The organism is Pseudomonas parafulva, assembly GCF_000800255.1.
GTDB lineage: Bacteria > Pseudomonadota > Gammaproteobacteria > Pseudomonadales > Pseudomonadaceae > Aquipseudomonas > Aquipseudomonas boreofloridensis.
Genome location: NZ_CP009747.1, coordinates 5,009,887 through 5,033,792 on the forward strand (window position 1 = coordinate 5,009,887; position 23,906 = coordinate 5,033,792).

The 23,906-nt window shown below is 66.8% G+C and carries 19 protein-coding genes; 5 read left to right on the forward strand and 14 right to left on the reverse strand.

What is annotated here, in order from left to right; genetic code table 11:
• Positions 1-88: 88 nt before the first annotated feature.
• The 6 genes from NJ69_RS21825 to NJ69_RS21850 form a co-directional block, all read right to left on the reverse strand.
• A complete protein-coding gene (locus NJ69_RS21825) occupies positions 89-1,423 on the reverse strand; it encodes a DUF3426 domain-containing protein (protein WP_039582960.1) in 1,335 nt (444 codons plus the stop codon).
• A gap of 41 nt (positions 1,424-1,464) precedes the next feature.
• A complete protein-coding gene (gene prmA, locus NJ69_RS21830; RefSeq protein WP_039582961.1) occupies positions 1,465-2,343 on the reverse strand; it encodes a 50S ribosomal protein L11 methyltransferase in 879 nt (292 codons plus the stop codon).
• A gap of 146 nt (positions 2,344-2,489) precedes the next feature.
• Positions 2,490-3,596, reverse strand: a complete 1,107-nt coding sequence (locus NJ69_RS21835; RefSeq protein ID WP_039582962.1) for an acetoin dehydrogenase dihydrolipoyllysine-residue acetyltransferase subunit — start codon at positions 3,594-3,596, stop codon at positions 2,490-2,492.
• Positions 3,593-4,615, reverse strand: coding sequence for an alpha-ketoacid dehydrogenase subunit beta (locus NJ69_RS21840; protein WP_029614155.1), 1,023 nt, complete (start codon positions 4,613-4,615; stop codon positions 3,593-3,595). The genes NJ69_RS21835 and NJ69_RS21840 overlap by 4 nt, the downstream gene beginning before the upstream one ends.
• Before the next feature lie 31 nt (positions 4,616-4,646).
• Positions 4,647-5,624, reverse strand: a complete 978-nt coding sequence (locus NJ69_RS21845) for a thiamine pyrophosphate-dependent dehydrogenase E1 component subunit alpha (RefSeq protein WP_039582964.1) — start codon at positions 5,622-5,624, stop codon at positions 4,647-4,649.
• A gap of 23 nt (positions 5,625-5,647) precedes the next feature.
• Positions 5,648-6,703 carry an ATP-NAD kinase family protein gene (locus tag NJ69_RS21850; protein ID WP_039582965.1) on the reverse strand — a complete coding sequence of 352 codons (1,056 nt, stop codon included), beginning with the start codon at positions 6,701-6,703 and terminating at the stop codon, positions 5,648-5,650.
• Positions 6,704-6,988: 285 nt separating this feature from the next.
• On the opposite strand from NJ69_RS21850, the gene NJ69_RS21855 reads away from it, so the two are divergent.
• Positions 6,989-8,842: a sigma-54-dependent Fis family transcriptional regulator gene (locus NJ69_RS21855; RefSeq protein ID WP_039582967.1), complete on the forward strand. Its 1,854-nt coding sequence runs from the start codon at positions 6,989-6,991 to the stop codon at positions 8,840-8,842.
• Between the two features lie 277 nt (positions 8,843-9,119).
• Here the strand turns inward: NJ69_RS21855 and accC are convergent, their stop codons facing one another.
• The 6 genes from accC to NJ69_RS21885 form a co-directional block, all read right to left on the reverse strand.
• Positions 9,120-10,475: an acetyl-CoA carboxylase biotin carboxylase subunit gene (accC, locus tag NJ69_RS21860; RefSeq protein ID WP_029614228.1), complete on the reverse strand. Its 1,356-nt coding sequence runs from the start codon at positions 10,473-10,475 to the stop codon at positions 9,120-9,122.
• 17 nt (positions 10,476-10,492) lie between these two features.
• Positions 10,493-10,948, reverse strand: a complete 456-nt coding sequence (gene accB / locus NJ69_RS21865; protein ID WP_039582968.1) for an acetyl-CoA carboxylase biotin carboxyl carrier protein — start codon at positions 10,946-10,948, stop codon at positions 10,493-10,495.
• Between the two features lie 107 nt (positions 10,949-11,055).
• Positions 11,056-11,511 (reverse strand): type II 3-dehydroquinate dehydratase, encoded by a 456-nt coding sequence (aroQ, locus tag NJ69_RS21870; RefSeq protein ID WP_029614230.1) that lies wholly within the window; start codon positions 11,509-11,511, stop codon positions 11,056-11,058.
• A 177-nt stretch (positions 11,512-11,688) separates the two neighbouring features.
• Entirely contained in the window at positions 11,689-13,452 is a 1,764-nt protein-coding gene (locus NJ69_RS21875; protein ID WP_039582970.1) for a protein-disulfide reductase DsbD, read from the reverse strand.
• Positions 13,453-13,555: 103 nt separating this feature from the next.
• Positions 13,556-15,517 carry a methyl-accepting chemotaxis protein gene (locus NJ69_RS21880; protein ID WP_039582971.1) on the reverse strand — a complete coding sequence of 654 codons (1,962 nt, stop codon included), beginning with the start codon at positions 15,515-15,517 and terminating at the stop codon, positions 13,556-13,558.
• Between the two features lie 159 nt (positions 15,518-15,676).
• A complete protein-coding gene (locus NJ69_RS21885) occupies positions 15,677-17,293 on the reverse strand; it encodes a diguanylate cyclase (RefSeq protein ID WP_039582972.1) in 1,617 nt (538 codons plus the stop codon).
• A gap of 250 nt (positions 17,294-17,543) precedes the next feature.
• Between NJ69_RS21885 and NJ69_RS21890 the strand changes: the two genes are divergently transcribed.
• The 4 genes from NJ69_RS21890 to speA all read left to right on the forward strand — a co-directional run bounded on the left by NJ69_RS21890 (position 17,544) and on the right by speA (position 21,818).
• Positions 17,544-18,611: a DUF2333 family protein gene (locus NJ69_RS21890; RefSeq protein WP_039582974.1), complete on the forward strand. Its 1,068-nt coding sequence runs from the start codon at positions 17,544-17,546 to the stop codon at positions 18,609-18,611.
• The gene (locus NJ69_RS21895; protein ID WP_029614352.1) at positions 18,608-19,141 is read left to right on the forward strand and encodes an NUDIX hydrolase; all 534 of its coding nucleotides are present in this window, start codon (positions 18,608-18,610) and stop codon (positions 19,139-19,141) included. Before NJ69_RS21890 ends, NJ69_RS21895 begins: the two co-directional genes overlap by 4 nt.
• 237 nt (positions 19,142-19,378) lie before the next feature.
• A complete protein-coding gene (locus NJ69_RS21900; protein ID WP_029614351.1) occupies positions 19,379-19,750 on the forward strand; it encodes a translation initiation factor Sui1 in 372 nt (123 codons plus the stop codon).
• 154 nt (positions 19,751-19,904) lie between these two features.
• The gene (speA, locus tag NJ69_RS21905) at positions 19,905-21,818 is read left to right on the forward strand and encodes an arginine decarboxylase (protein ID WP_029614350.1); all 1,914 of its coding nucleotides are present in this window, start codon (positions 19,905-19,907) and stop codon (positions 21,816-21,818) included.
• A 39-nt stretch (positions 21,819-21,857) separates the two neighbouring features.
• Here speA and NJ69_RS21910 read toward each other — a convergent pair whose 3' ends face one another.
• The gene (locus tag NJ69_RS21910) at positions 21,858-22,307 is read right to left on the reverse strand and encodes a hypothetical protein (protein WP_039582976.1); all 450 of its coding nucleotides are present in this window, start codon (positions 22,305-22,307) and stop codon (positions 21,858-21,860) included.
• 96 nt (positions 22,308-22,403) lie between these two features.
• Entirely contained in the window at positions 22,404-23,741 is a 1,338-nt protein-coding gene (locus NJ69_RS21915; RefSeq protein WP_039582978.1) for an MATE family efflux transporter, read from the reverse strand.
• Positions 23,742-23,906 lie beyond the last annotated feature (165 nt).

The following is a 23,906-nucleotide window of genomic DNA, read 5'->3' on the forward strand; positions in this document are numbered from 1 at the left end:
GCTGCAAGCTATGAGCGACAAGCGGCAAGCAGAAGCCAGCGCGGATCGGCTTCTGCTTGCCGCTTGCCGCTTGCCGCTTGGCGCTGCGTCAATCCGGGGAACGGAAGCTGAGGCTGTAGTTCACCGCCTTGGGGCCAGGGTCGAGGATGTCGAGGGCGATGTGGATGGGGGTCTGGCTGGGCATTTCGCCGCGCCCGGCCAGTTCGCCCGAGAGGTACTCGCTGGGCTTGAAGCGACGGCTGGCGATCAACTGGCCGTTGAGGTCGGCGAAGCGCAATTCCAGCAGCGGGAAGGGCTGGCTGAACGGGGCGCGGTTGTAGATGATCGCGTCGACGATCAAGGCGCCCTTGAAGTCCGGGTGGCTGCGCACCACCAGGTTGCTGCTCTTGATGCGGTTGATGTCGACGCGGGTCGGCACCTGGCAGCCGAGCGTCGGACACAGTTGCTGGAACAGCGGGCGATAGCGGTCGTGGCGGGCCATTTCGTCGAAATGGTAGTAGACGTACTGGAACACAAGCAGGCCGGCGGCGATCAGCGCCAGCGCGCCCCAGAGCAGGCGCTTGCCCCAGTTCGGTGCGGGTTTCTGCCAACCCAGTTGCAGTGGATCGTCCATCACCTCCACCAGCGGCGCCTTGCGGGTCCGGCTCGGCGTGCTCGACAGCATCGGCTCCAGCCGTTCGTCGGCGCCAGTTTCGTCGGGGGGCTCGAGGTGATCGTCGTCGTCGCGGGCCGAGACCCGCACGGCGGCGACTTCGTCGTCCAGTGCCGACAGGCCGCTGCGCTCAAGCGCTGGCTCGCGCAGGGGCGGCGCCTCGTCGAAGGGTTCGTCGTGCTCGGCGTGCAGCCCGGTGGGGCGTTCGTCGTCGTCCAGGTCCAGGCGCGTGCCCAGCGAGGGTTCGGTGCGCGCGCTGTCTTCGGCGTCGAGGTCCGGCGCCGGGGTGTCGAGCAGAATCGGCGTCGGAGGGGGCTCGGGATGCGGTTCGAGGTGCTCGTCGTTGGCCGTGCCGAAGGCCTGCTCGCCGAGCTCATCGGCACGCGGATCGTCGCGCCGCGCCTGCAGCGAGTCGTCGCCGTGCGCGCGCTGACGCTGCGCGTCCGGGCCGCGCCGTTCCAGGTGGGCGAGGGCCTGGTCCAGGTCCATGGCGTCGAGGTCGGCAGCCCAGTCGCCCTGAGTGGGCGGCGGCGCCACGGGGTCGGCGGCCACCGGAGCGGCTGCCAGGGGTGTCTGCGGCGGCTGTGCCGGGGCCTCGGTCAGCGGCTTCACGGCGCTGATCTGGCTTTGTTCGAGCAACTGCCGGGCGGCGTTGAACACCTGCAGGCACTGCCCGCACCGCACCACCCCACGGGCCACGCTCAACTGTTGATGGTTGATGCGAAAGCGGGTCTGGCAATGCGGGCACTGGGTGACGAAACTGTCGGTCATGCGGCGATCCGGGGGCTGTGCAGGGGTTGGGTCCAAGAGGTTCAGCGGCGACGGCCACTGATGCGCACCCAGCCGTCGCGTTCGGCGATCGGGTCCAGGTCGAAATCGTCAGCATAGGCCTTGGCCACCTCTTCGCCCTGTTCGGCGAGGATGCCCGACAACGCCAGCAAGCCACCGGGGCGCACCAGGCCGGACAACTGCGGCGCCAGCGACACCAGCGGCCCGGCGAGGATGTTGGCGACCAGCACGTCGGCTTGCAGGGCCGGCAACTGCTCAGGCAGGTAAAGCGCCAGGCGCTGTTCGGCGATGCCGTTGCGCCCGGCGTTGTCACGCGAGGCCTCCAGGGCCTGCACGTCGATGTCGGTGCCGACCGCCTCGCGGGCGCCGAGCAGCAGCGCGGCGATGGCCAGGATGCCCGAGCCGCAGCCGAAGTCCAGCACCTGAACGCCGTCCAGCGCCTGACCGTCGAGCCATTCCAGGCACAGGGCGGTGGTGGGGTGGGTGCCGGTGCCGAAGGCCAGGCCCGGATCGAGCAGCAGGTTCACCGCCTCGGGCTGCGGCGCCTGGTGCCAGCTCGGCACGATCCACAGGCGCTGACCGAAGCGCATGGGCTGGAAGTTGTCCATCCAGCTGCGCTCCCAGTCCTGGTCCTCGATCACCTCGGCCTGGTGCTCCGGCAGCGTGTCGCCGGTCAGCAGGCGCAGGTGGGCGAACACCTGCTCAGGCTCGGCGTCGGCCTCGAACAGCGCCAGCAGATGAGTGTGCGACCACAGTGGCGTGGTGTTGAGGTCGGGCTCGAAGATCGGCTGATCTTCGGCGTCCATGAACGTGACCGAGACGGCGCCGACTTCCAGCAGCGCGTCTTCGTAGGTTTCGGCTTGTTCCGGGCTGATGGCCAGGCGTACTTGCAGCCAGGGCATGGCGGGCACCTTTGGTAAATCTGCAGGGGCAGCGACGGGGCTGCGCGAAAGCGTGCAAGTTTACGCGAGTGCGCGGGGTTTGTAGAGCCGAAGGCCTGGCCTCGATCGCAGCGTTCGGCGCGACCCAGGCCAGGCGGGCGCCGCGTTCAGGGTTGGCGCAGGAACGCCAGCACGGCAGCGTTTACCGCGTCGGCAGCCTCCATCTGCACCATGTGCCCGACACCCGGTAGCACCTGCGCCTGGGCGCTCAGCCCGTCGGCATGGGACGCTGGGATGATCGCGTCCTCGGCGCCCCAGACCAGCAGCGTCGGGTGCTCGGCGGTCACGCTGCGCAGGTCGTGCCGTTGCCGGTCGCCCTCGGCCAGCGCCGCCGCCAGTTGGCGCAAGGCGGCGTCCACGCCCTCCAGGCGCTTGAACTTGAGCATGTCCTCGAGCATTTGCCGAGTCACCTGCGTGGCGTCGGCGAACAGCTGGCTCATCGGTCCTTTCAGGGCATTGCGGCTGCCGGCCTCGATGAAGTCGTGCAGGTACCGGCCGTTGAGGGTTTCGCCCAGTGCGGCGCTGGCGACCAGGGTCAGGCTGGCCACTCGCTGCGGCGCCAGGCGCGCCGCATTCAGGCATACCGCGCCGCCCATGGAGTGGCCGGCCAGGTGGGCGCGGGCAATGCCCAGGTGATCGAGCAGGGCCAGCAGCGCCGCGCTCAGTTCGTCCAGGTCACCGCGCTGCAGGGCCTTGGCCGATTCGCCGTGGCCGGGCAGGTCGAGGGCGATCACCCGCCGTTCGGCGGCCAGGGCCGGGTGGTTGAACAGCCAGTTGTTCAAGTCGCCGGCAAAGCCGTGCACCAGCACCAGCGGTGTGTCGCCTTCGCCCAGCTCGAACCAGCGCAGCAGGCGCCCACCGACCTCGGCCTTCTGCGGTAGCGGCCCCTGGGGCTGGTCGCTGCCGCCGTCGGCGACGAACTCGGCCTGGAAGCGCTGCACCACGGCGTCGATCTCGGCCTCGTCGGCTTCGCCCTCGACCACCACCGCCAGCAGCGCACCCACCGGCAGGGTTTCGTCGGGCTGGGCGACGCAGCGACGTAGCACGCCGGTGAATGGCGACTCGACGCTGCCGTTGATCTTGTCGGTCTCGACGTCCAGCACTTCCTCGCCGGCGTTGAGCGTGTCGCCTTCCTGCTTGAGCCAGGTATCGACCCGGCCTTCGCTCATCGACAGGCCCCACTTGGGCATGGTCAGGGTATGGATCTGGCTCATGCGGCATTCCTCGCAGCGTCGATCACTTTATGCACGGCCGCTTCGATCTTCGCCGCGTCCGGCAGGTAAAGGTCTTCCAGCGCGTCGGAGAACGGCACCGGCGTGTGCGGCGCGGTGACCATCTCGATCGGGCCCTTGAGCGCGCAGAAGGCTTTCTGCGCCACCAGTGCGCTGATGTCGGTGGCCATCGAGCAGCGCGGGTTGGCTTCGTCGATCACCACCAGTCGGCCGGTCTTCTCCACGCTCTCCAGAATGCTGTCCTCATCCAGCGGGCTGGTGGTGCGCAGGTCCAGCACTTCGCAGTCGATACCCTGGCGGGCCAGGTTGGCGGCGGCTTCCAGCGCGACGTGGACCATGCGCCCGTAGGTCACCAGGGTCACGTCGTCGCCGTCGCGCAGGTAGCTGGCCTCGCCGAACGGCACCGTGTACACCTCTTCCGGCACCTCGCCCTGCAGGCCATACAGCAGCTTGTGCTCGCAGAAGATCACCGGGTCGTTGTCGCGGATCGCCTGGATCAGCAGGCCCTTGGCGTCGTAGGGCGTGGCCGGGCACACCACTTTCAGGCCGGGGATGTGCGTCCACAGCGAGGTGAGCATCTGCGAGTGCTGGGCGGCGGCGCGCAGGCCCGCGCCGTACATGGTGCGCATCACCAGCGGGGTCACGGCCTTGCCGCCGAACATGTAGCGAAACTTGGCGGCCTGGTTGAGGATCTGGTCCAGGCAGCAGCCGGCGAAGTCGACGAACATCAGTTCGCAGACCGGGCGCAGCCCTTGGGTCGCGGCGCCGACCGCCGCGCCGACGTAGCCGATTTCCGAGAGCGGCGCATCCAGCACGCGGCCGGGAAACTGGTGGTACAGGCCCTTGGTCACGCCGAGCACGCCCCCCCAGGCGTCGTCCTCGCCGGGCGCACCGGCGCCGCCGGCCACGTCCTCGCCAATGATGAACACCGTGCTGTCGCGGCGCATTTCCTGAGCCAGGGCCTCATTGATGGCCTGCTGGTAGCTGATCTTTCTAGCCATGGTGATTCTCCTTGTCGTTCTTCGGGTCGGCTCAGGGATAGGCGACGTAGACGTCGGTGAGCAGGTCGGCCGGTTGTGGCTTGGGGTCGGCCTTGGCGCGGAGTACGGCCTCCTCGATCAGGTCGGCGACGCGGGCGTCGATGGCGTCGAGCTGGGCGGCGTCGAGCAGGCCGGCGCGGGTGGTCTTGTCGCGGAACTGCAGCAGGCAGTCGCGCTGCTCGCGCAGGTTCTTCACCTCGTCCGGGGCACGGTAGGTCTGGGCGTCGCCCTCGAAGTGACCGTAGTAGCGGCTGAGCTTGACCTCGATCAGCGACGGCCCTTGCCCGGCGCGGGCGCGCGCGATGGCGGCAGCGGCGGCTTCGTAGACGGCGAAGAAGTCGAAGCCGTCGATGGTCACTCCGGGCATGCCGAACCCGGCGGCGCGGTCGGCGATGTGGTCGCAGGCCACCGACCAGGTGGACGCAGTGGCTTCGGCGTAGCCGTTGTTCTCGGCGACGAAGATGCACGGCAGGTTCATGATCGAGGCCAGGTTCATCGCCTCGAACACCGCACCTTCGTTGGAGGCGCCGTCGCCGAAGAAGGCCACCGCCACGTCGTCGCGGCCCTTGAGCTTGGCCGCCAGCGCCGCACCGGCCACCAAGGGTGCGCCAGCCCCGACGATGCCGTTGGCGCCGAGCATGCCCTTGCCCAGGTCGGCGATGTGCATCGAGCCACCCTTGCCGCCGCACACGCCGGTGCGCTTACCGTAGATCTCGGCCATCATGCCGTGCACATCGACGCCCTTGGCGATGCAATGGCCGTGGCCGCGGTGGGTGGACGCGATGCAGTCGCTGTCGCGCAGGTGCGCCATGACCCCGGCTGCCGACGCTTCCTCGCCGGCATACAGGTGGACGAAACCGGGGATCTCGCCAGTGGCGAACTCCACGTGCAGGCGTTCCTCGAAGGCGCGGATGGTGCGCATCACTTCATAGGCATGCAGCAATTGCGCTGAACTGAGCTCAGTGGACATGTTGTTGTTCTCCAGGGGTTGTCTCAACACGGGGTTGCAGGGTGCAGTCGGTGGCCGTGGGTCACGGCCAGCAGGCGATGACGGGCGGCGTGGGCGAGCACGGCCTCGACCTCGACGGTCAACGGGCCGTGCAGGTCGAGGGTGATGGTCGGGGTGTCGTGGGCGGCGAATTCGATCTCGCGCTCGCCGTCGAGCGCCAGGGTGCCGGCACGCAGGTGCGGACGCTGCGGGGTGTCCGGGCTCAGCGTGCCGCTGGCGCTGATGCCGCAGCCTTGCAGCAGGCCAGGGGCCAGCGGCACGATCAGCGCCTGCTCGGCACCGGGGCTCAGGCGCACCCAACTGCCCAGCGGCGCCTCGCGGCTCACCGGCTGCCACAACCCGCACAGGGCCGACAAACCGATGGCGTGGGGCTCGGCGAAGCAGGCGAAGATTTCGTCGAGATCCTCGCGCCGGCTGAGGGCGCGGGCGCCGACGAAACGCTGGGGCGAGACCGCCACTTCGACCAGCGCCCATTCGCACAGGCCCTGCTCGGGCACCTTCACCAGCAGTCGCTTGTTGCGCCGCAGCGCCAGGCTGGCGGGCACCCGACCCGTAGCCACCAGCCCGGCAGCGAGTCCGGCGCTGGTGGCTTCGCGCAGTTGTGGGAAGGCGTTGTTGGTGCCGGTGGACAAGGTCAGCAACGGGATGTCGCCCACGTGCGCCGCCACCGCCTTGTGGGTACCGTCGCCGCCCAGCACGGCGATCAGGTCCACGCCGCGCTCGCGCATGCGGCGGGCGGCCAGGTGGGTGTCGGCGACGGTCTGGGTCAGGGGCAGGTCGAGGATTTCCACGGCCGGCCAGTGCTGCAGACTCGCCCCCGGCCCTTGGCTGGCCTTGAGTACGGCAGCGGCGATCCCGGTCATGTCGCTGGGTAGTAGCACCTTGGCCACGCCCGTGGCGCCGAAGGCCGCGAGCAGGCGCTGGATGGCCGAGGCCTTGTCGGTGCTCGAGTGCAGCCCGGCGCTGCTGGTCAGGCGCCGCAAGTCGCGACCGGAGGCCGGGTTGGCGATGATTCCGAGGGTGGGGCCGGGCTGCGTCATGGCGCACCTCATCTTGTTGTTATGCCTTGCCCGGAGCAGGAGCAAGCGCGGTGCCAGCTCTTGGGTTTGGTGCTGAGAGGGCTGTAATAGAGCACTCTGGGCAGAGTTCGACGGAGCGCGCCCGGGACTTCGCTGAGACGCGGCGTGTCGCTTGGCTCACCCGCGGCGGGGGTTGCTGAGACGCGGCGTCTCACGCCTGCCGATAATCAGTCGAGGCTTGTCGATGCCTGCCGGCAAGCGCTTAATGGCCGCACAACGACAAGAACCACAGGAACCGGAGGCCTCATGCTTGCCGCGCATTCCCGAGCCCACGTCGATTGCGTCAGTCGCGTGGTGAAAAACGCCGAGCGCTTGCCCCAGGCGCCCGTACCGCCGCTGATCCTCGACTCCTGGCGACGCTCCATGGAGGTGTACCGTCTGGACCCGGCCTCCCAGCAGGGCCCGCGCATCCTTTCACAACGCCTGCTCAACGAATGCCGCGAACGCGCCGAGCTGTTCCTGCGCATCGCCGGCGATGCCGTGGCGCGCCTGCATGAACAGGTGCGCGGCGCCGACTACTGCGTGCTGCTCACCGATGCCCAGGGGCAGACCATCGATTACCGGGTCGAGACGAACATCCGCAGCGACTGCCGCAAGGCCGGGCTGGACCTGGGCGCCTGCTGGTCCGAAGGCGAAGAGGGCACCTGTGGGGTCGCGGCGGTGCTGACCAGCAAGGCGCCGGTGACGGTGCACAAGCGCGATCACTTTCGCGCCGCGTTCATCGGCCTGACCTGTACGGCGGCGCCGGTGTTCGACCCGCTGGGCGACCTGCTGGGGGTGATCGACGTTTCCGCGCTGCGCTCGCCCGATGAACGGCGCAGCCAGCACCTGATCCGCCAACTGGTCGAACGCACGGCGCGGGAGATCGAGAACGCCTTCTTCATGCACCAGGCCCAGGGGCACTGGGTGATGCGCGCGCACGGTACGCCGGGCTACGTGGAGAGCCAGCCTGATTATCTGTTGGCCTGGGATGCCGAGGGCCGCCTGCAAGCGCTCAACAGCCTGGCCCGGCAGTGCCTGGTGCAGCGATTGGGGCGGCTGCCGGCGCACATTGGCGAGCTGTTCGACCAGGCGCAGTTGCGCCAGGTCTGCAACGCTTCGGCCCAGCGCCTGCCGGGGCTGGGTGGCCTGTATGGGCGGGTCAGCGCGCCGCGCCAGCGTACCCCCGCGTCGCCGCTGCACAGCGCGCAGGATTCGCGTATCGCACAGCATCTGCGCCTGGCGACGCGGGTCAAGGACTGCAACCTGGCGGTGCTGGTCGAGGGCGAGACGGGGGCGGGCAAGGAGGTGTTCGCCCGCCAGGTGCACCACCAGAGCCAGCGCAGCGCCGGTCCCTTCATCACGTTGAACTGTGCGGCCATTCCGGAAAGCCTCATCGAAAGCGAGCTGTTCGGCTATGTGGCCGGGGCCTTTACCGGGGCGTCGAGCAAGGGCATGCAGGGGCTGTTGCAGCAGGCGCACGGCGGCACCCTGTTCCTCGACGAGATCGGCGACATGCCGCTGAACCTGCAGACGCGTCTGCTGCGGGTGCTGGCCGAAGGTGAGGTGGCGCCGCTGGGCGCGGCGCGACGTGAGCGCGTCGACATTCAGGTGATCGCCGCCACGCACCGCGATCTGGCCGCGAGGGTGGCGCAGGGGCTGTTTCGCGAAGACCTCTATTACCGCCTGGCCAATGCCCGCTTCGCGCTGCCGCCGCTGCGCGCGCGCGAGGACAGGCTCGGTCTGATCCAGCGCTTGCTCGCCGAAGAGGCCGTGGCCTGCGGTGTGGACGTGGTGCTGAGCGATGCGGCGTTGCAGGCGCTGCTGGAATACCGCTGGCCTGGCAACCTGCGCCAGTTGCGCCAGGTGCTGCGCTATGCGTGCGCGGTGAGTGAGGGCGGGCAGGTGCAATGCAGGGATTTACCGCACGAGGTGCGCGGCGAGGTGCTGGAGACGGGCGACGGCGTGGTGTCCTGCCCAGCACGACAGGCGTTGCTCGACGCGTTGATTCGCCATCGCTGGAAACCGGCTGACGCCGCGCGTGCACTGGGCATTTCGCGGGCAACCTTGTATCGGCGAGTGCACGAGCATCGGATCGAGATGCCACGCATGAAAGGCTGAGCGCCCCGCCGACGACCGAGCGCCCATGAAAAACCCCGGAACGCGTCCGTAATGCTGTTCACTTAAAGAATGCTGGGTCCGCTTCGCGGCCCTTTCGCGGCACAAGGCCGCTCCCACAAAGTCCGCGCAAACCCTGAAACATGGGGCTGTACGGACCCTGTGGGAGCGGCCTTGCGCCGCGATGGGCTGCGCAGCAGCCCTAATTCCAGCAATACAGATATTAAGTGAACAGCATTACGGAACGCGTCCGGGGTTCGGGTCCATCACGCTAACGCGATCACTCCTGGTTGGCCAGTTTGTGCTCGAGGTAGTGGATGTTCACGCCGCCTTTGCAGAACCCTTCATCGCGCACCAGGTCGCGGTGCAGCGGGATGTTGGTCTTGATGCCATCGACGACGATTTCGTCCAGGGCATTGCGCATACGGGCCATGGCCTCGTCGCGGTCCTTGCCCCAGGTGATCAGCTTGCCGATCAGCGAGTCGTAGTTCGGCGGGACCGAATAGCCGCTGTACAGGTGCGAATCGACACGTACGCCATTGCCACCTGGTGCGTGGAAGTGCTTCACCGTGCCTGGGCTCGGGATGAACTTCTTCGGGTCTTCGGCGTTGATCCGGCATTCCAGCGAATGGCCGTGGACCACGATATCTTCCTGGCGGAACGACAGCTTGTTGCCTGCGGCGATGCTGAGCATCTCCTTGACGATGTCGACACCGGTGACCATTTCCGAGACCGGGTGCTCGACCTGGACGCGGGTGTTCATCTCGATGAAGTAGAAGCGGCCGTTCTCGTACAGGAACTCGAAAGTACCTGCACCGCGGTAGCCGATCTCGATGCACGCGTCCACGCAGCGCTTGAACACTTCCTGGCGGGCTTTCTCGTCGATGCCTGGAGCTGGCGCTTCTTCCAGTACCTTCTGGTGACGGCGCTGCAGCGAGCAGTCACGGTCGCCCAGGTGGATCGCGTTGCCTTGGCCGTCGGACAGGACCTGGACTTCCACGTGGCGCGGGTTGGTCAGGAACTTTTCCAGGTACACCATCGGGTTGCCGAAGGCTGCACCGGCTTCGGTACGGGTGAGCTTGGCCGAGGCAATCAGGTCCTCTTCCTTGTGCACCACGCGCATGCCGCGACCACCGCCGCCGCCAGCGGCCTTGATGATCACCGGATAGCCGACTTCACGGGCGATGGCCAGTGCGGTCTCTTCGTCTTCCGGCAGCGGGCCGTCGGAGCCCGGCACGGTAGGCACGCCGGTCTTGATCATGGCGTCCTTGGCCGACACCTTGTCGCCCATCAGGCGAATGGTGTCGGCCTTGGGGCCGATGAAGGCGAACCCGGATTTTTCCACCTGTTCGGCGAAATCGGCGTTTTCAGCCAGGAAGCCGTAGCCCGGGTGGATCGCCGTGGCGCCGGTGACTTCGGCGGCCGCGATGATCGCCGGAATATGCAGGTAGGAATCCTTGGACGATGCAGGGCCGATGCAGACCGACTCGTCTGCCAGGCCCAGGTGCATCAGTTCACGGTCGGCGGTGGAGTGCACCGCGACGGTCTTGATGCCCAGCTCTTTGCAGGCACGCAGGATCCGCAGGGCAATTTCCCCACGGTTGGCGATCAGGACTTTTTCGAGCTTCCCAGACATCGTTGGCTCTCCGCGATTCAAACGACGGTGAACAGCGGCTGGTCGAACTCAACCGGCTGGCCGTCTTCTACCAGGATGGCGTCGATGACACCGCCGATTTCGGCTTCGATGTGGTTCATCATCTTCATGGCTTCGACGATGCACAGGGTGTCGCCTTTCTTCACCGACTGGCCCACTTCAGCGAAGTTCGGCGAGGTCGGCGATGGCTTGCGGTAGAAGGTGCCGACCATCGGCGAGCGGACCACGGTGCCTTTGAGGGCAGGCGCTGCGGCTTCGGCGGCCGGTGCAGCGGCAGGGGCAGGTGCGGCAACCGGTGCGGCCATCGGCGCTGGCGCGGCGAAGTACTGGGCGCCGGCAGGGGTTTTGCTGTTACGGCTGATGCGAACGGACTCTTCGCCTTCCTTGATCTCCAGTTCGTCGATGCCGGACTCTTCCAGCAGTTCGATCAGCTTTTTGACTTTACGGATATCCATTAATCAGCAACTCCCAGGATTCGGTCGGGGACTTAAAATGTGAAAACGTGTCGAAAACGTTTCTTCGTAGTGCTTTCAGGGCCAGGTCCATCGACCTGAACCGCGTGTCATCGGGGCTGTGCGTTGGCAGCCAGGTGTTCCAGGGCCGACTCCAGGGCCAGGCGGTAGCCGCTGGCGCCCAGGCCGCAAATCACGCCTACAGCCACGTCGGAGAAGTAGGAGTGGTGACGGAACGGTTCACGCTTGTGCACGTTGGAGAGGTGCACTTCGATGAATGGGATGCTCACTGCGAGCAATGCGTCACGTAATGCGACGCTGGTGTGGGTGAACGCTGCCGGATTGATCAGGATGAAATCCACGCCTTCCTGGCGCGCCGCATGGATGCGGTCGATCAGCTCGTATTCGGCATTGCTCTGCAAGTACTGCAGATGGTGGCCGGCGGCGCGTGCGCGCTGCTCGAGGTCCTGGTTGATCTGGGCGAGGGTGACAGCGCCGTAGACGCCTGGCTCGCGGGTGCCGAGCAGGTTCAGGTTAGGGCCGTGCAGCACCAGTAGGGTGGCCATCTGCGTATTCCTTGGTTTTGTAGGGCAATTCGACATAGCGCGGCGACTATGCCGCAAGTCGGTGGCAGTGTCCAGTTCCCCGCAATAGCCAGCACGTTGACCGAGGTTCGGGCAAAGTATGTGACTGCGAGCCTGGGTTTGGTCACTTTCGTGGGATAAAAACGCCGCTGTGGGACGTTATAGCCCCAACTTGCCGCGCACGCGCGTCAGAATCGTCGCAAATTCCTCGGCATTCACCTCGCCGATCACCCGATCAGTGGTCATTTCGCCGCCGTTCGCGGCAAAGAACAGCATCGCCGGTGGGCCGAACAGTCGGTAGCGGTCGAGCAGGCTGCGCTGTTCGGCGCTGCTGGCCGTTATATCGAAGCGCAGCCGTTTGAAGCCGGACAGCATCGGCTGGACCTGGGCGGCGCCGAGCACGTCCTTCTCGATCACTTTGCAACTGATGCACCAGTCGGCGTACCAGTCCAGCAGCACCGGCTGGCCGGCCGCTTTGGCCTGGGCCAGGGCCGCGTCCAGCGCGGCGGGGGTGGTGAGGGTCTGCCAGGCATCGGCCTGCTCAGGCGCCGCCGAGGCGGCAGACGCGGGCGGCGGCAGCGGCCGCAGTGGGTCGCCTTGACCGGCCAATGCGCCGTACCAGCAGGCCAGGGCGTAGACCAGGCACAGCAGGCCGAGCAACTGAGCCAGGCGCTGGCGCGGCGACTTGACCACGAACTCCAGCGCGCCGAGAAACAGTGCCACGCCAGCGGCCAGCAGGCCGACCAGCAGCAGCGTCAGCGGCCCGGGCAGCACGCGGCTGAGCAGGCCGATGGCCACGCCCAGCAACAGCACGCCGATGACGTTCTTCACGCTGTTCAGCCATGGCCCGCTCCTGGGCAGCCAGGCCGCGCCGCCGGTCGCCACCAGCAGCAGCGGTGCGCCCATGCCCAGGCCCAGGGCAAACAGTTTCAGGGCGCCGCCGACGGCATCGCCGCTGGCGCTGATGTACAGCAGAGCGCCCGCCAACGGCGCCGACACGCAGGGCGAGACCAGCAGGCTGGAGAGCACCCCGAGCACCGCAGCGCCCAGCAGTGATCCGCCGCGCGTGCCGCGTGCCACCCGGTCCAGGCGCTGGCTCAGGGCGTGCGGCAACTTGAGTTCGAACAGACCGAACATGGCCAGGGCGAACACCGCGAAAAACAACGCAAAGGGCACCAGCACCCAGGCCGATTGCAGGCGTGCTTGCAGGTTCAGGCTGGCGCCGAACAGCCCCATCAACGCGCCGAGTCCGGCGAAGCTGGCGGCCATCGGCAGCACGTAGGCCAGCGACAGGCTCAAGCCGCGCCAACCGCCCACCTGGCCGCGCAGCACCACGCCGGACAGAATCGGCAGCATCGGCAGCACGCAGGGGGTGAAAGTCAGGCCGAGGCCGGCGAGGAAGAACAGTAGCAGCGCCTGCCAATCGAGCCGTTCGGTGGCACTGGCGGCGTTCGCAGCGCCCTCTCCCGGAATGCTCAGGCGCGCGGTTTCCGGGGGATAGCACAGGCCTTTGTCGGCGCAGCCTTGATAACCCACCAGCAAGGTGAAGGCGCGTGGGTCGGTGCGCGGCACTTCGATGTCGACGATGCCGTGGTACACCTCGACGTCGCCGAAGAACTCGTCGTGCTTGGCTTCGCCCTGGGGAATGCGTGGGCTGCCCAGGGCGATGTCGCCTGGCTCGCTGCGCACCTGGAAGCGGTGACGATAGAGGTAGTAGCCCTCGGTGGCGACGAAGCGCAACTTGATCGACTGCGCATCGGCCTGGAGCAGTTCCAGCTTGAAGGCTTCGTGGACCGGCAGGAAGTCGGCGCTGTTGGACAGCGAGGCGGCGCCCAGGGTGGCGCTGGGGCGGTTGTCGAGCAGGCCCGAGGCGAAGCTGGGGCCGGCCAGCAGCAGGAACAGCAGGAAAAACAAGCGGCGCATGGCGGACTCGCGAGGTGGAACGTGGCCGGCATGATAGCGGAGTTGGCAGCGGCTGGGGGCGATCGGGCTGGGCGCGGCGGCGAAGCGCCGCACCCCAGAGCGCTTACACGCGAAACGCGCCGACCGCCTGGTTCAGTTCGCCGCCGAGCTGCAGCAGTTGCTCGCTCTGCTGGCGACCTTCGCCGATACGCTGCAGGTTGTCTTCGCCCAGTGCATGGATACGCTCACTGTGGTCACGGATCTCGCTCACCGCGCCGCTCTGCTGGGCGGTCACATCGGCGATGCGCACCGCCGTGTCGGCGATGGTGCGAATGGCGCTGACGATCTCGTCCAGCGCACCGTCGGCCATCTGCGCCTGGCTGGCGGTGGCCTCGGCATGTTCGAGCTGGGTACGCATGCCGCTGACCGATTCGCGCGCGGCCTGTTGCAGGCGGTCGATCAGCACCTGGATTTCGCCGGTGGCGCCGGTGGTGCGCTGGGCCAGCGAGCGCACCTCGTCGGCCACCACGGCGAAGCCGCGGCCCATCTCCCCGGCACGGGCCGCCTCGATGGCGGCATTGAGCGCCAGCAGGTTGGTCTGCTCGGCGATGGCGCGGATCACCGTCAGCACGCCACCGATGGTCGCCGACTCGGCCGCCAGTTGCTCGATCAGCTGAGCATTGCCCTGCACCTCGTCGACCAGCGCACGCAGCCCCGACAGGCTGTCGCCGATCACCGCCTGGCCGTGCTCCACGGCGCGACCGGCGTCACGGCTGGCGTCGGCGGCTGCGCTGGCGTCGCCGGCCACCTGCTGGATGGTCGCTTCCAGTTCGCCCAGGGCGTCGCGGATCTGCGCGGTGTCGCCGGCCTGGCGTTCGGCGCCGTCGTGCAGCGCCGTGCTCATGCCGGCCAGGGCGTGGCTGCTGCCGGCGACCTGTTCGGCGTTGTCGCGCAAGGTGCCCACCAGCGTCACCAGGTACTGGCGCAGGCGGTTCAGCGAGGCCTGGATCTCGTGCAGTTCGAGGTTGGTACGGCCCAGCTCCACGGGCTGGCCGAAGTCGCCTTCGGCCCAACGCGACAGAGCCGGTACCAGGCTGGTGAGGGTGCGGGTGAGGCGCCGTTGCAGGGTGTCGATGAGCAGTGCGATCAGCAGGATCAGGCCGATCATCACGCCCTGGGTGAGTCGCACTTCGGCGGCGATCTTCGCGTGCTGGCCTCGCACCTGCGGCTCCAGTGCGGCGATGGCCTGCTGCACGGCATCGATACGTTCGCGGGTACTGGCGGCCAGCGCGGCGCGGCGCTCGATCTGTTCGCGGGTGCGCTGCAGCTCGGCGGGGTAACGGCCGAGCAGGCTTTGCAGTTCGCGCTTGAGGCCGACGGCGACATCTTCCTGGCGTTCGTTGGCCTGGCTTTGCAGGCCCATCATCGCGGCGAAGTCGTCGGCGCCGGACTCGGCGGCGCGGGTCACCCCCAGCAGCGGCAGGGCGTCGATGAGCTGGGCCTGGGCGCGGATCTGCTGCAGCTCGCGTTCCACCTCGTCGGCCAGCTCGGCGCGACCGCTGCTGACCAGTTTGTCGCGGGCCAGCGCCAGGCGGCCCAGGTGCAGCGAGGCGTCCAGCAGGGGTGTCAGGTAGCGCGGCGCCTCGGCGCTGCCGCTGTCACGGGCGTAGCTGGCCAGTTGTTCGAAGTTGGCCCCCAGTTCGCGCTCGGCTTGCAGCAGCAGGGCTTGCGGGTCGCCGGCCAGTTTGCCGGCGGCCAGCAGTTCGTTGGCGGTGAACGCCTGCAGGCCGTCGAGGCTGGGCCGCAGTTGCGCGGCCAGATCCTCCGGCCACTGGGCCAGCGCCTCGTGCAGGTGCCGGGTGGCCTCCGTGGCGGCGGCATGGCGCAGGGCGTCGCCACTGGCCAGGTAGACCTGGATATTGTCGGCGGCCTGGTTCTGGAACTGCTGAGACAGGCTCAGGTAGCGCTCCATCAGTTGGTAGGGGCGCTCCAGTGCGCGCTGCGACCACCACAGGGTCGCGCCCAGGGCAAAGCACACGGCCACCAGCAAGAGGGTGTTGAAATTGGTCAGCCACTTCAGGCGCATAGCCGCTAACTTCCTGGGCAATGGTGAGGTAGGTGGCTGAAGTTATTGCGATTTTGTGACGCCGTGATGACGCCGGAGGCTTGGCGCCATAAAAAAGTGGCACATTGCTGGTATGGCTGGCGTCGTGGCTGATGGCTGTGCAGGAAACGCCGTGGGCGCTTACGGCTCGACCCGCATCACGCAATTGCGCCCGGCATGCTTGGCCCGGTACAGCGCCTCGTCCGCAGCACTGGCCATGCTCAGGGCATCGAGCGCCTCGTCGAGCTGCACCACACCGGCACTGAAGGTGCATTGCAGGTCCTGAGGCTGGGCGGGGTAGTGGATTTCGGCGAAGCGCTGGCGGATCTGGTCGAGCACCTTGTGCGCGGCGTCCAGCCCGGTGTCAGGCATGACGATGGCGAATTCCTCGCCGCCGTAGCGGCCGATGAAATCGGTCTTGCGCAGGCGCTGCTTGAGAAACAACGCCAGGCTCTTGATCACGCGGTCGCCCATGGGATGGCCATGGCGATCATTGATCTTCTTGAAGTGGTCGATGTCGAGCATGGCGAAGCTCAGCGGCCGTTGCTCGCGGCGGGCGCGGAAGCTGCAGTCTTCGAGCAGTTGCAGGATGTGGGTGTGGTTGTACAGCCCGGTCAGGCTGTCACGGACCATGCGCGCCTTGAGGTGGCGGGCGCGGGCGGCGCGGTTGCGCACGGTGGTGATCAGGTGGCGGGCGCGGATCGGCTTGGTGAGAAAGTCGTCGCCGCCCTCGCTCATGGCATCGAGCTGCTTGTCCAGGTCGTCTTCGGCCGACAGGTAGATGATCGGCACGCTGACGTAGCGGTCGTTGTGGCGGATCACCTTGGCCAGTTCCACGCCGGTACAGTCGGGCATGTACATATCCAGGATGATCAGGTCGGGCTGAAAGTCCGCCAGTTCGGCCATGGCGCGCATCGGCTCGGTGAGGGTGCGGGTGATGATGCCGGCGCCGTTGAGCAGGCGCTCGGTGTTCAGGGCCTGGGCCCGCGAGTCGTCGATGACCAGCACGCGGAACGGCTCGTACTGGGTGGTGCTGGTGAGCAGTTCGACTTTCTCCAGCAGGCTCGACGCTTCCAGGGTGCCGGTGAGGAACTCCTGGCCGCCAGCCCGCACCGCTGCCAGGCGCGTGGGGGTGTCGGCTTCGTGCAGACTGAAGAACAACAGTGGGATGGGCGTTTGCAGACCGTGCTGGGCGTCGGCCGCCAGGCGCAGGCCGGCGCCGGGACCGGCGAAATCCACGTCCATGACGATCGCCGCCGGCAGGTGCTCGCTCAGCGCCGCGCGCAAGGCCTCGCCGCTGTCCAGGGCTTGTGCGCTCAGGCCGAAGAACGCCAGTTGCTGGGCCAGGCGCTCGGCGCGCTCGGCGTCCTGCAGCAGGATATGCACCGGCTTGCGCACGGCCGGCAAGTGCACGCTGTCGAGCTGGTCGCCCTGGCGCAGGCCCGTGCGCGAGAGGCGCTGCATCAGGCGGTTGAGCTCACCGATCAGTTGCGAGTTGAGGCGCGCGCTGTTGGCTTCGATGGCCTCCAGGGTCTGACCGATGGCCTGCGCCAGGCCGATGTGCTCGGCCTGCTCGAAGCGCTCGGCGTAGCGCTGCAGGCGCAGGTTGGCATCGCTCAGCTCGCCCAGTCCGGCACTCGACCATTCGCCGCGTTGCAGGCGTTGCCAGGTCTCCAGCATCTGTCGAGCCTGGTGGATGACCCGCTGGGCGAAGTGTTGACGCAAGCGCTCGTGGCTGGGCTCGGCGTGTCCGGTCATGTCCTGTCTGCTTGTTGGAAAGAGGTATGCAGGTTCAATGATGGCTCTATGCTAGCAGCTATCGTCCGACCCGTGAGTGCCGCGGATCAACAAAGCGTTCACGCCCGTCCATTCAGTTTGCGACTCGTGGGTCGCTTATGCGCATGGCGGCGTCTGCTTTATAGTGCCCAGGTGCAGGCTTGCCGTGGCACCCTGGCACGGGCCTGTGGTCCAAGCCCCTGAACCCTCATGTTTGATTAAGGACAACGCCATGCTGGACTGGAAAAACCGCGAGGCCAAGGCCGAGCGGCGCGAGCGCGCCGACGGCCGTGGCGCCGCCACCCGTAGCTACTTCGGCGGCCTCTGGAGCCGCGCCCTGCTTATCCTGATCGGTGTGTACCTGGTGGTGTGCATCGGTCTTGGCTGGTACTGGAGCCAGGAACCGGCCCTGTTCCCGGTGCAGCAGAATGCCCAGGCCGCTGCCCAGCGCAACGGCCAGCAGATGGTGATCGGCTACACCACCACCGAGACCCTGAAGACCGTCGCGGCCACGCTGCTCGACAAGCCCGGTGGCTACATCGCCAACGACCGCTTCCCGCCAGGCCTGTGGATGGACAACATGCCGAGTTGGGAATACGGCGTGCTGGTCCAGGTGCGTGACCTGTCGCGCGCGCTGCGCAAGGACTTCGCCCGTTCGCAATCGCAATCCACCGAAGACGCCGACCTGGCCAAGGCCGAACCGCGCTTCAACTTCGACTACAAGAGCTGGATCCTGCCGTCCAGCGAATCGGAGTTCGAGGAAGGCATCAAGTCGCTTAGCCGCTACCAGGCGCGCCTGGCCGCTGGCGACAAGGGCGCGATCTTCTACACCCGTGCCGACAACCTCAACAACTGGCTGGGCGACGTGGCCACGCGCCTGGGTTCGCTGTCCCAGCGTCTGTCGGCCAGCGTCGGCCGGGTCAAGCTCAACAGCAACCTGAAGACCGAAACCGTGCAGGCCGGCCAGGCGCCGCAGGTCGACGAGGAAATCGTCGAGACGCCATGGCTGCAGATCGACAACGTGTTCTACGAAGCCCGTGGCCAGGCCTGGGCCCTGTCGCACCTGCTGCGCGCCATTGAAGTGGACTTCGCCGACGTACTGGCGAAGAAGAACGCGACGGTCAGCGTGCGGCAGATCATCCGCGAGCTGGAAGCCTCGCAGGAACCGCTGTGGAGCCCGATGGTGCTCAACGGCAGCGGCTTCGGCATGTGGGCTAACCACTCGCTGGTGATGGCCAACTACATTTCCCGGGCCAACGCCGCCGTGATCGACCTGCGCCAGTTGCTCTCGCAAGGATGACCCTGAGCCCTGACGAAGCCGCGCACCGTGCGGCTTCGGACGCCGAGTCGGTGGCCTGGGTCGATGCCCAGGATCGCTGCTTGGGCGCGCTGCCCCGGGCCGAGTTGCGCGAGCGCGGGCTGATCGGTCGCTGTACCTTCATCCTGCTGTTCAATAGCCGAGGCGAGCTGTGCGTGCACCGGCGCACCTTGAGCAAAGCGTTGTATCCCGGCTTCTGGGATGTGGCGGCCGGCGGCATGGTGGGGGCGGGCGAAAGCTACGACGCCTCGGCAGCGCGAGAGCTTGGTGAGGAATTGGGCATCGCGGATGTGCCGTTGCGCTTCCATGAGAAGTTCTACTTCGACCAGCCGGGCAACCGGCTGTGGTGCGCGGTGTACTCGGCCGTGTCCGATGCGCCGTTGCGCTTGCAGCCTGAAGAGGTGATGGAGGCGCGCTTCATCAGCGTGGCCCAGGCCGAGGCCGAGAGCCGAGTGAAGGATTACTGCCCGGATTCGCTGGTGGCGTTGCAGCGGTTCAAGGCCAGTTCGTGACAGCGCTGGTATCGGCAGCGCGGGGCGTCCGCCCCCTGAACAGAGCGTCGCATAACGCGTGGAAAATGCCGCAATCCGCTACTTAGCAAGCCATCGATTTACCGTTACACTGCGCGCCCTTTTCGGGCTGTCGCCGCATCTGCGACAGTAGCGCCGCCCCTGCCAGAGTGGGGCTTCGCGGTCGGTCCAGCGATGCTGCGAGCCGACCAGTTTTTGTCCTCAGCAAGAGGAACAAAAGTGGCCAAGAAAGCTTCTTCCTTTTCCGCCCTCGGCGGTCTCGTGTTTTCCACCGACGCCGGTCGGCATTGCCCCGACTGCAGCCAGCCGGTGGATGCCTGTGTCTGCAAGCAGCAGGCCGTGCCCGAAGGCGATGGCATCGCCCGCGTGCGCCGCGAAAGCAAAGGGCGTGGCGGCAAGACCGTCACCACCATCAGCGGCGTGCCGCTGCCGCTCGATCAGCTCAAGGAACTGGCCAGCACCCTCAAGCGTCGCTGCGGCACCGGCGGCGCCCTGAAAGACGGCGTCATCGAGATCCAGGGCGATCATGTCGAACTGCTGCTCGGCGAATTGCTCAAGCAGGGTTTCAAGGCGAAGAAGTCCGGCGGCTGACCCCGCGACGAGGATTTTTCGCCCGTGGCTTTCTAAACTCGTTCCTGCGGTCAGGGTCTACCGCCGCAGACGGACGAATCGTCATCTTCAGCTTTCATACTGCGCGCGCCTCCCAGGCGGGGCAGTGTCCAGAACTTATCGACAGGGGACTTGAATGTCCGTACGACGCACACGCAAAGACGATGGCAGCCAATGGACCGTGGCCGACAGCCGCAGTGTTTACGGGATCCGCCACTGGGGTGCTGGCTATTTCGCCATCAATGATGCCGGGCGCGTCGAAGTGCGCCCCAACGGCCCGGACAGCTCGCCGATCGACCTCTTCGAACAGGTCGAGGAGCTGCGCCAGAGCGGCCTGTCGCTGCCGCTGCTGGTGCGTTTCCCGGACATCCTGCAGGACCGCGTGCGCCAATTGACCGGTGCCTTCGACGCCAACATCGCGCGCCTGGAATACCAGAGCCAGTACACCGCGCTGTACCCGATCAAGGTCAACCAGCAGGAAGCGGTGGTGGAGAATATCATCGCCACCCAGAACGTCTCGATCGGCCTCGAAGCCGGCTCCAAGCCTGAGCTGCTGGCGGTGCTGGCGCTGGCGCCCAAGGGCGGCACCATCGTCTGCAACGGCTACAAGGACCGCGAGTTCATCCGACTGGCGCTGATGGGCCAGAAGCTGGGCCACAACGTGTTCATCGTCATCGAGAAGGAGTCCGAGGTCGCCCTGGTGATCGAGGAAGCCGCCGAGCTCAAGGTCAAGCCGCAGGTGGGGCTGCGTGTGCGCCTGTCGTCGCTGGCGTCGAGCAAGTGGGCCGACACCGGCGGGGAGAAGTCCAAGTTCGGGCTGTCGGCGGCGCAGTTGCTGTCGGTGGTGGCGCGCTTCCGCGAGGCGGGGCTGGATCAGGGCATTCGCCTGCTGCACTTCCACATGGGCTCGCAGATCGCCAACCTGGCCGACTACCAGCACGGCTTCAAGGAAGCGATTCGTTACTACGGCGAACTGCGTGGGTTGGGCTTGCCGGTCGATCACATCGACGTGGGCGGCGGCCTGGGCGTCGACTATGACGGCACCCACTCGCGCAACGCCAGCTCGATCAACTACGACATGGACGACTACGCCGGCGTGGTGGTGGGCATGCTCAAGGAGTTCTGCGACGCGCAGGGCCTGCCGCATCCGCACATCTTCTCCGAGAGCGGCCGCTCGCTGACTGCACACCACGCCATGCTGGTGATCCAGGTCACCGACGTGGAGAGCCACAACGACGAAGTGCCGACCATCGAAAACAAGGCCGCGCTGCCCGAGACCGTGCAGTGGCTGGTGGACCTGCTCGGTCCGACCGACATCGAGATGGTCACCGAAACCTACTGGCGCGCCACGCACTACATGGGCGACGTGGCGGCGCAGTACGCCGACGGCAAGCTCACCCTGGCCGAGAAAGCCCTGGCCGAGCAGTGCTACTTCGCCGTGTGCCGGCGCCTGCACAACTCGCTCAAGGCGCGCCAGCGTTCGCACCGCCAGGTGCTGGACGAGCTCAACGACAAGCTGGCCGACAAATACATCTGCAACTTCTCGGTGTTCCAGAGCCTGCCCGACACCTGGGCCATCGGCCAGGTCCTGCCGATCATTCCGTTGCACCGCCTGGACGAAGAGCCGATGCGCCGTGCGGTGCTGCAGGACTTGACCTGCGACTCCGACGGCAAGATCAACCAGTACGTCGACGAGCAGAGCATCGAGACCAGCATGCCGGTGCACGCGGTCAAGGAAGGCGAAGACTATCTGCTGGGCGTGTTCCTGGTCGGCGCTTACCAGGAGATCCTCGGTGACATGCACAACCTGTTCGGCGACACCGATTCGGTGAACATCTACCAGAACGCCGACGGCAGCGTGTACCACGCCGGTATCGAGACCCACGACACCATCGAAGACATGCTGCGCTACGTGCACTTGTCGCCGGAGGAGTTGATGACCCATTACCGCGACAAGGTGGCCAGCGCCAAGATCAGCGCACGTGAGCGCACCCAGTTCCTCGACGCCTTGCGTCTGGGGCTGACTCGCTCGTCTTATCTGTCGTCCTGATTGCCTAGGTGAGGTGGGGCTGCGGTGCAGCCCCCGGCATCAGTGCGACGCACGGAGCCTGTCTTTTCGAGCATCGAGCTCGATGTCCACGATCTGTGGCGCATCCCCGTCCTCCAAGAGCGCAACGCTCGCGAATCGATAGACGGTATCGTAGGTTTTCGCTTTGACTACCCAGCCATCCACTTCGGTAATCGCCCCCGATTGCTTGGTCACCAGGAAGGGATGCTGAGTACGTAATTGCGTGAGGGCTTTGGTTGGATCTGTTTCCGTCTTCATAAGGTAATACAGGTACGTCTTAGCCACGGTCGCGCCGCCCGAGTTGCTGACCACCTCATAAACTGAACTGTGGTCGCCGATAGCGGTGGTTCGAACAATGTCGTCCAGGCTGGGTGCCGGGGTCCAATTGATCGCAGACCAGCCGAATTGGCCCACGGCGAGTGCTGCAAGAACTGGGGTGAGCCAGCGTTTAGTGGCCTTGCGAGCGGGCATACTCGATACCTCTCCTTATCCAAAGTCGCGTAGTGTCCGGAGTTCTGCTCATGAGGGGCAAATCTGTTGTTTTTCCACATGTGCAGAACCCAGCACTTACTGCATCCAGCGATCCTGGCTGCGCAACCTCCACCCCACCCACCCCAATGTCACCGCCCGCAACCCCATGAACCCGAGAAACGCCAACCACAACCCGTGGTTGCCGAGCCCGCGCAGGGCGAATGCCACGGGCAGGGCGATCGCGACCGATACCAGCATCGCATTGCGCATCTCCCGGGCACGTGTGGCGCCGATGAACAGGCCGTCGAGCAGGTAACTCCACACCGCCACCAGCGGCAACAGGGCCAGGTACGGCAGGTACGGGTAAGCGGCTGCGCGCACGCTGGCGATGTTGGTCTGCAGGTCGATGAACAGGTGCCCGCCCAGCAGGAACGCCGCGGCGAACAGCAGGCTGACGATCAGCGACCAGCCGCAGGCCACCACCAACGAGCGGCGCAAGGTGTCGCGCTCGCGCGCGCCGATGGCGTGGCCGCACAGGGCTTCCACGGCATGCGCCAGGCCGTCGAGGGCATAGGCGGTCAGGAGCAGACCATTGAGCAGCAGGGCATTGGCGGCCACCGTCGCCTCGCCCAGGCGCGCGCCCTGCACGGCGATCAGCAGGAACACCAGTTGCAGCGCCAGGCTGCGCAGGAAGATATCGCGATTGACCGACAGCAGCGGTCGCCACGCCTGCCAGCGCGTGAGCGCCGACCAGACGATCCGTCCGGGATGCGCGCGCAGCGCCGGCCGGGTCAGCGCCAGGCCGAGCAGGGCGGCGCTCCATTCGGCGATCACCGAGGCCCGCGCCGAGCCCAGCACGCCCCAGTCCAGGCCGAGCACGAACCACAGGTTCAAGGCGATGTTCAGCACGTTGGTGGTCAACAGGATCGCCAGCGGCGCCCGCGCGTTCTGGGTGCCGAGGAACCAGCCGACCAGGGCGTAGCTGGCCAGCGCCGCCGGCAGGCCGAGCAGGCGCGTATGGAAGAACGTCTCGGTGGCGCTGCCCAGCGCCTGGCTGGGCTGCATCGCGTGCAGCGCCAACTGGCTGAAGGGCAGGGCGAGCAGGCCGACCACCAACGCCAGCGCCAACGCCAGCAGTAACCCCTGCGCCAGCACCTGGCGCAACGCGGCACCGTCGTCGCGCCCGGCGGCCTGGGCGGCGAAGCCGGTCGAGCCCATGCGCAGAAAGCCCATCAGGCCGACCATGAAGGTGAACAGCGTGGCGCCGACGGCGACCGCGCCCAACTGGTGGGCGTGGGGCAGGTGGCCGACGACCGTGCTGTCGACCAGCGCCACCAGCGGCACCGAAATGTTCGACAGGATCATCGGCGCGGCCAGGGCCCAGACCTTGCGGTGGGTCAGGCGGTGCTGCCAGTCGGTGGACAACTGCGACATGGGGATTCCCGGATCTGTGGTCATGCTGTTCACTTGAAGAATGCTGGGTCCGCTTCGCGGCCCTTTCGCGGCACAAGGCCGCTCCCACAAAGTCCGCGCAAACCCTGAAACAGGGGGCTGTACGGACCCTGTGGGAGCGGCCTTGCGCCGCGATGGGCTGCGCAG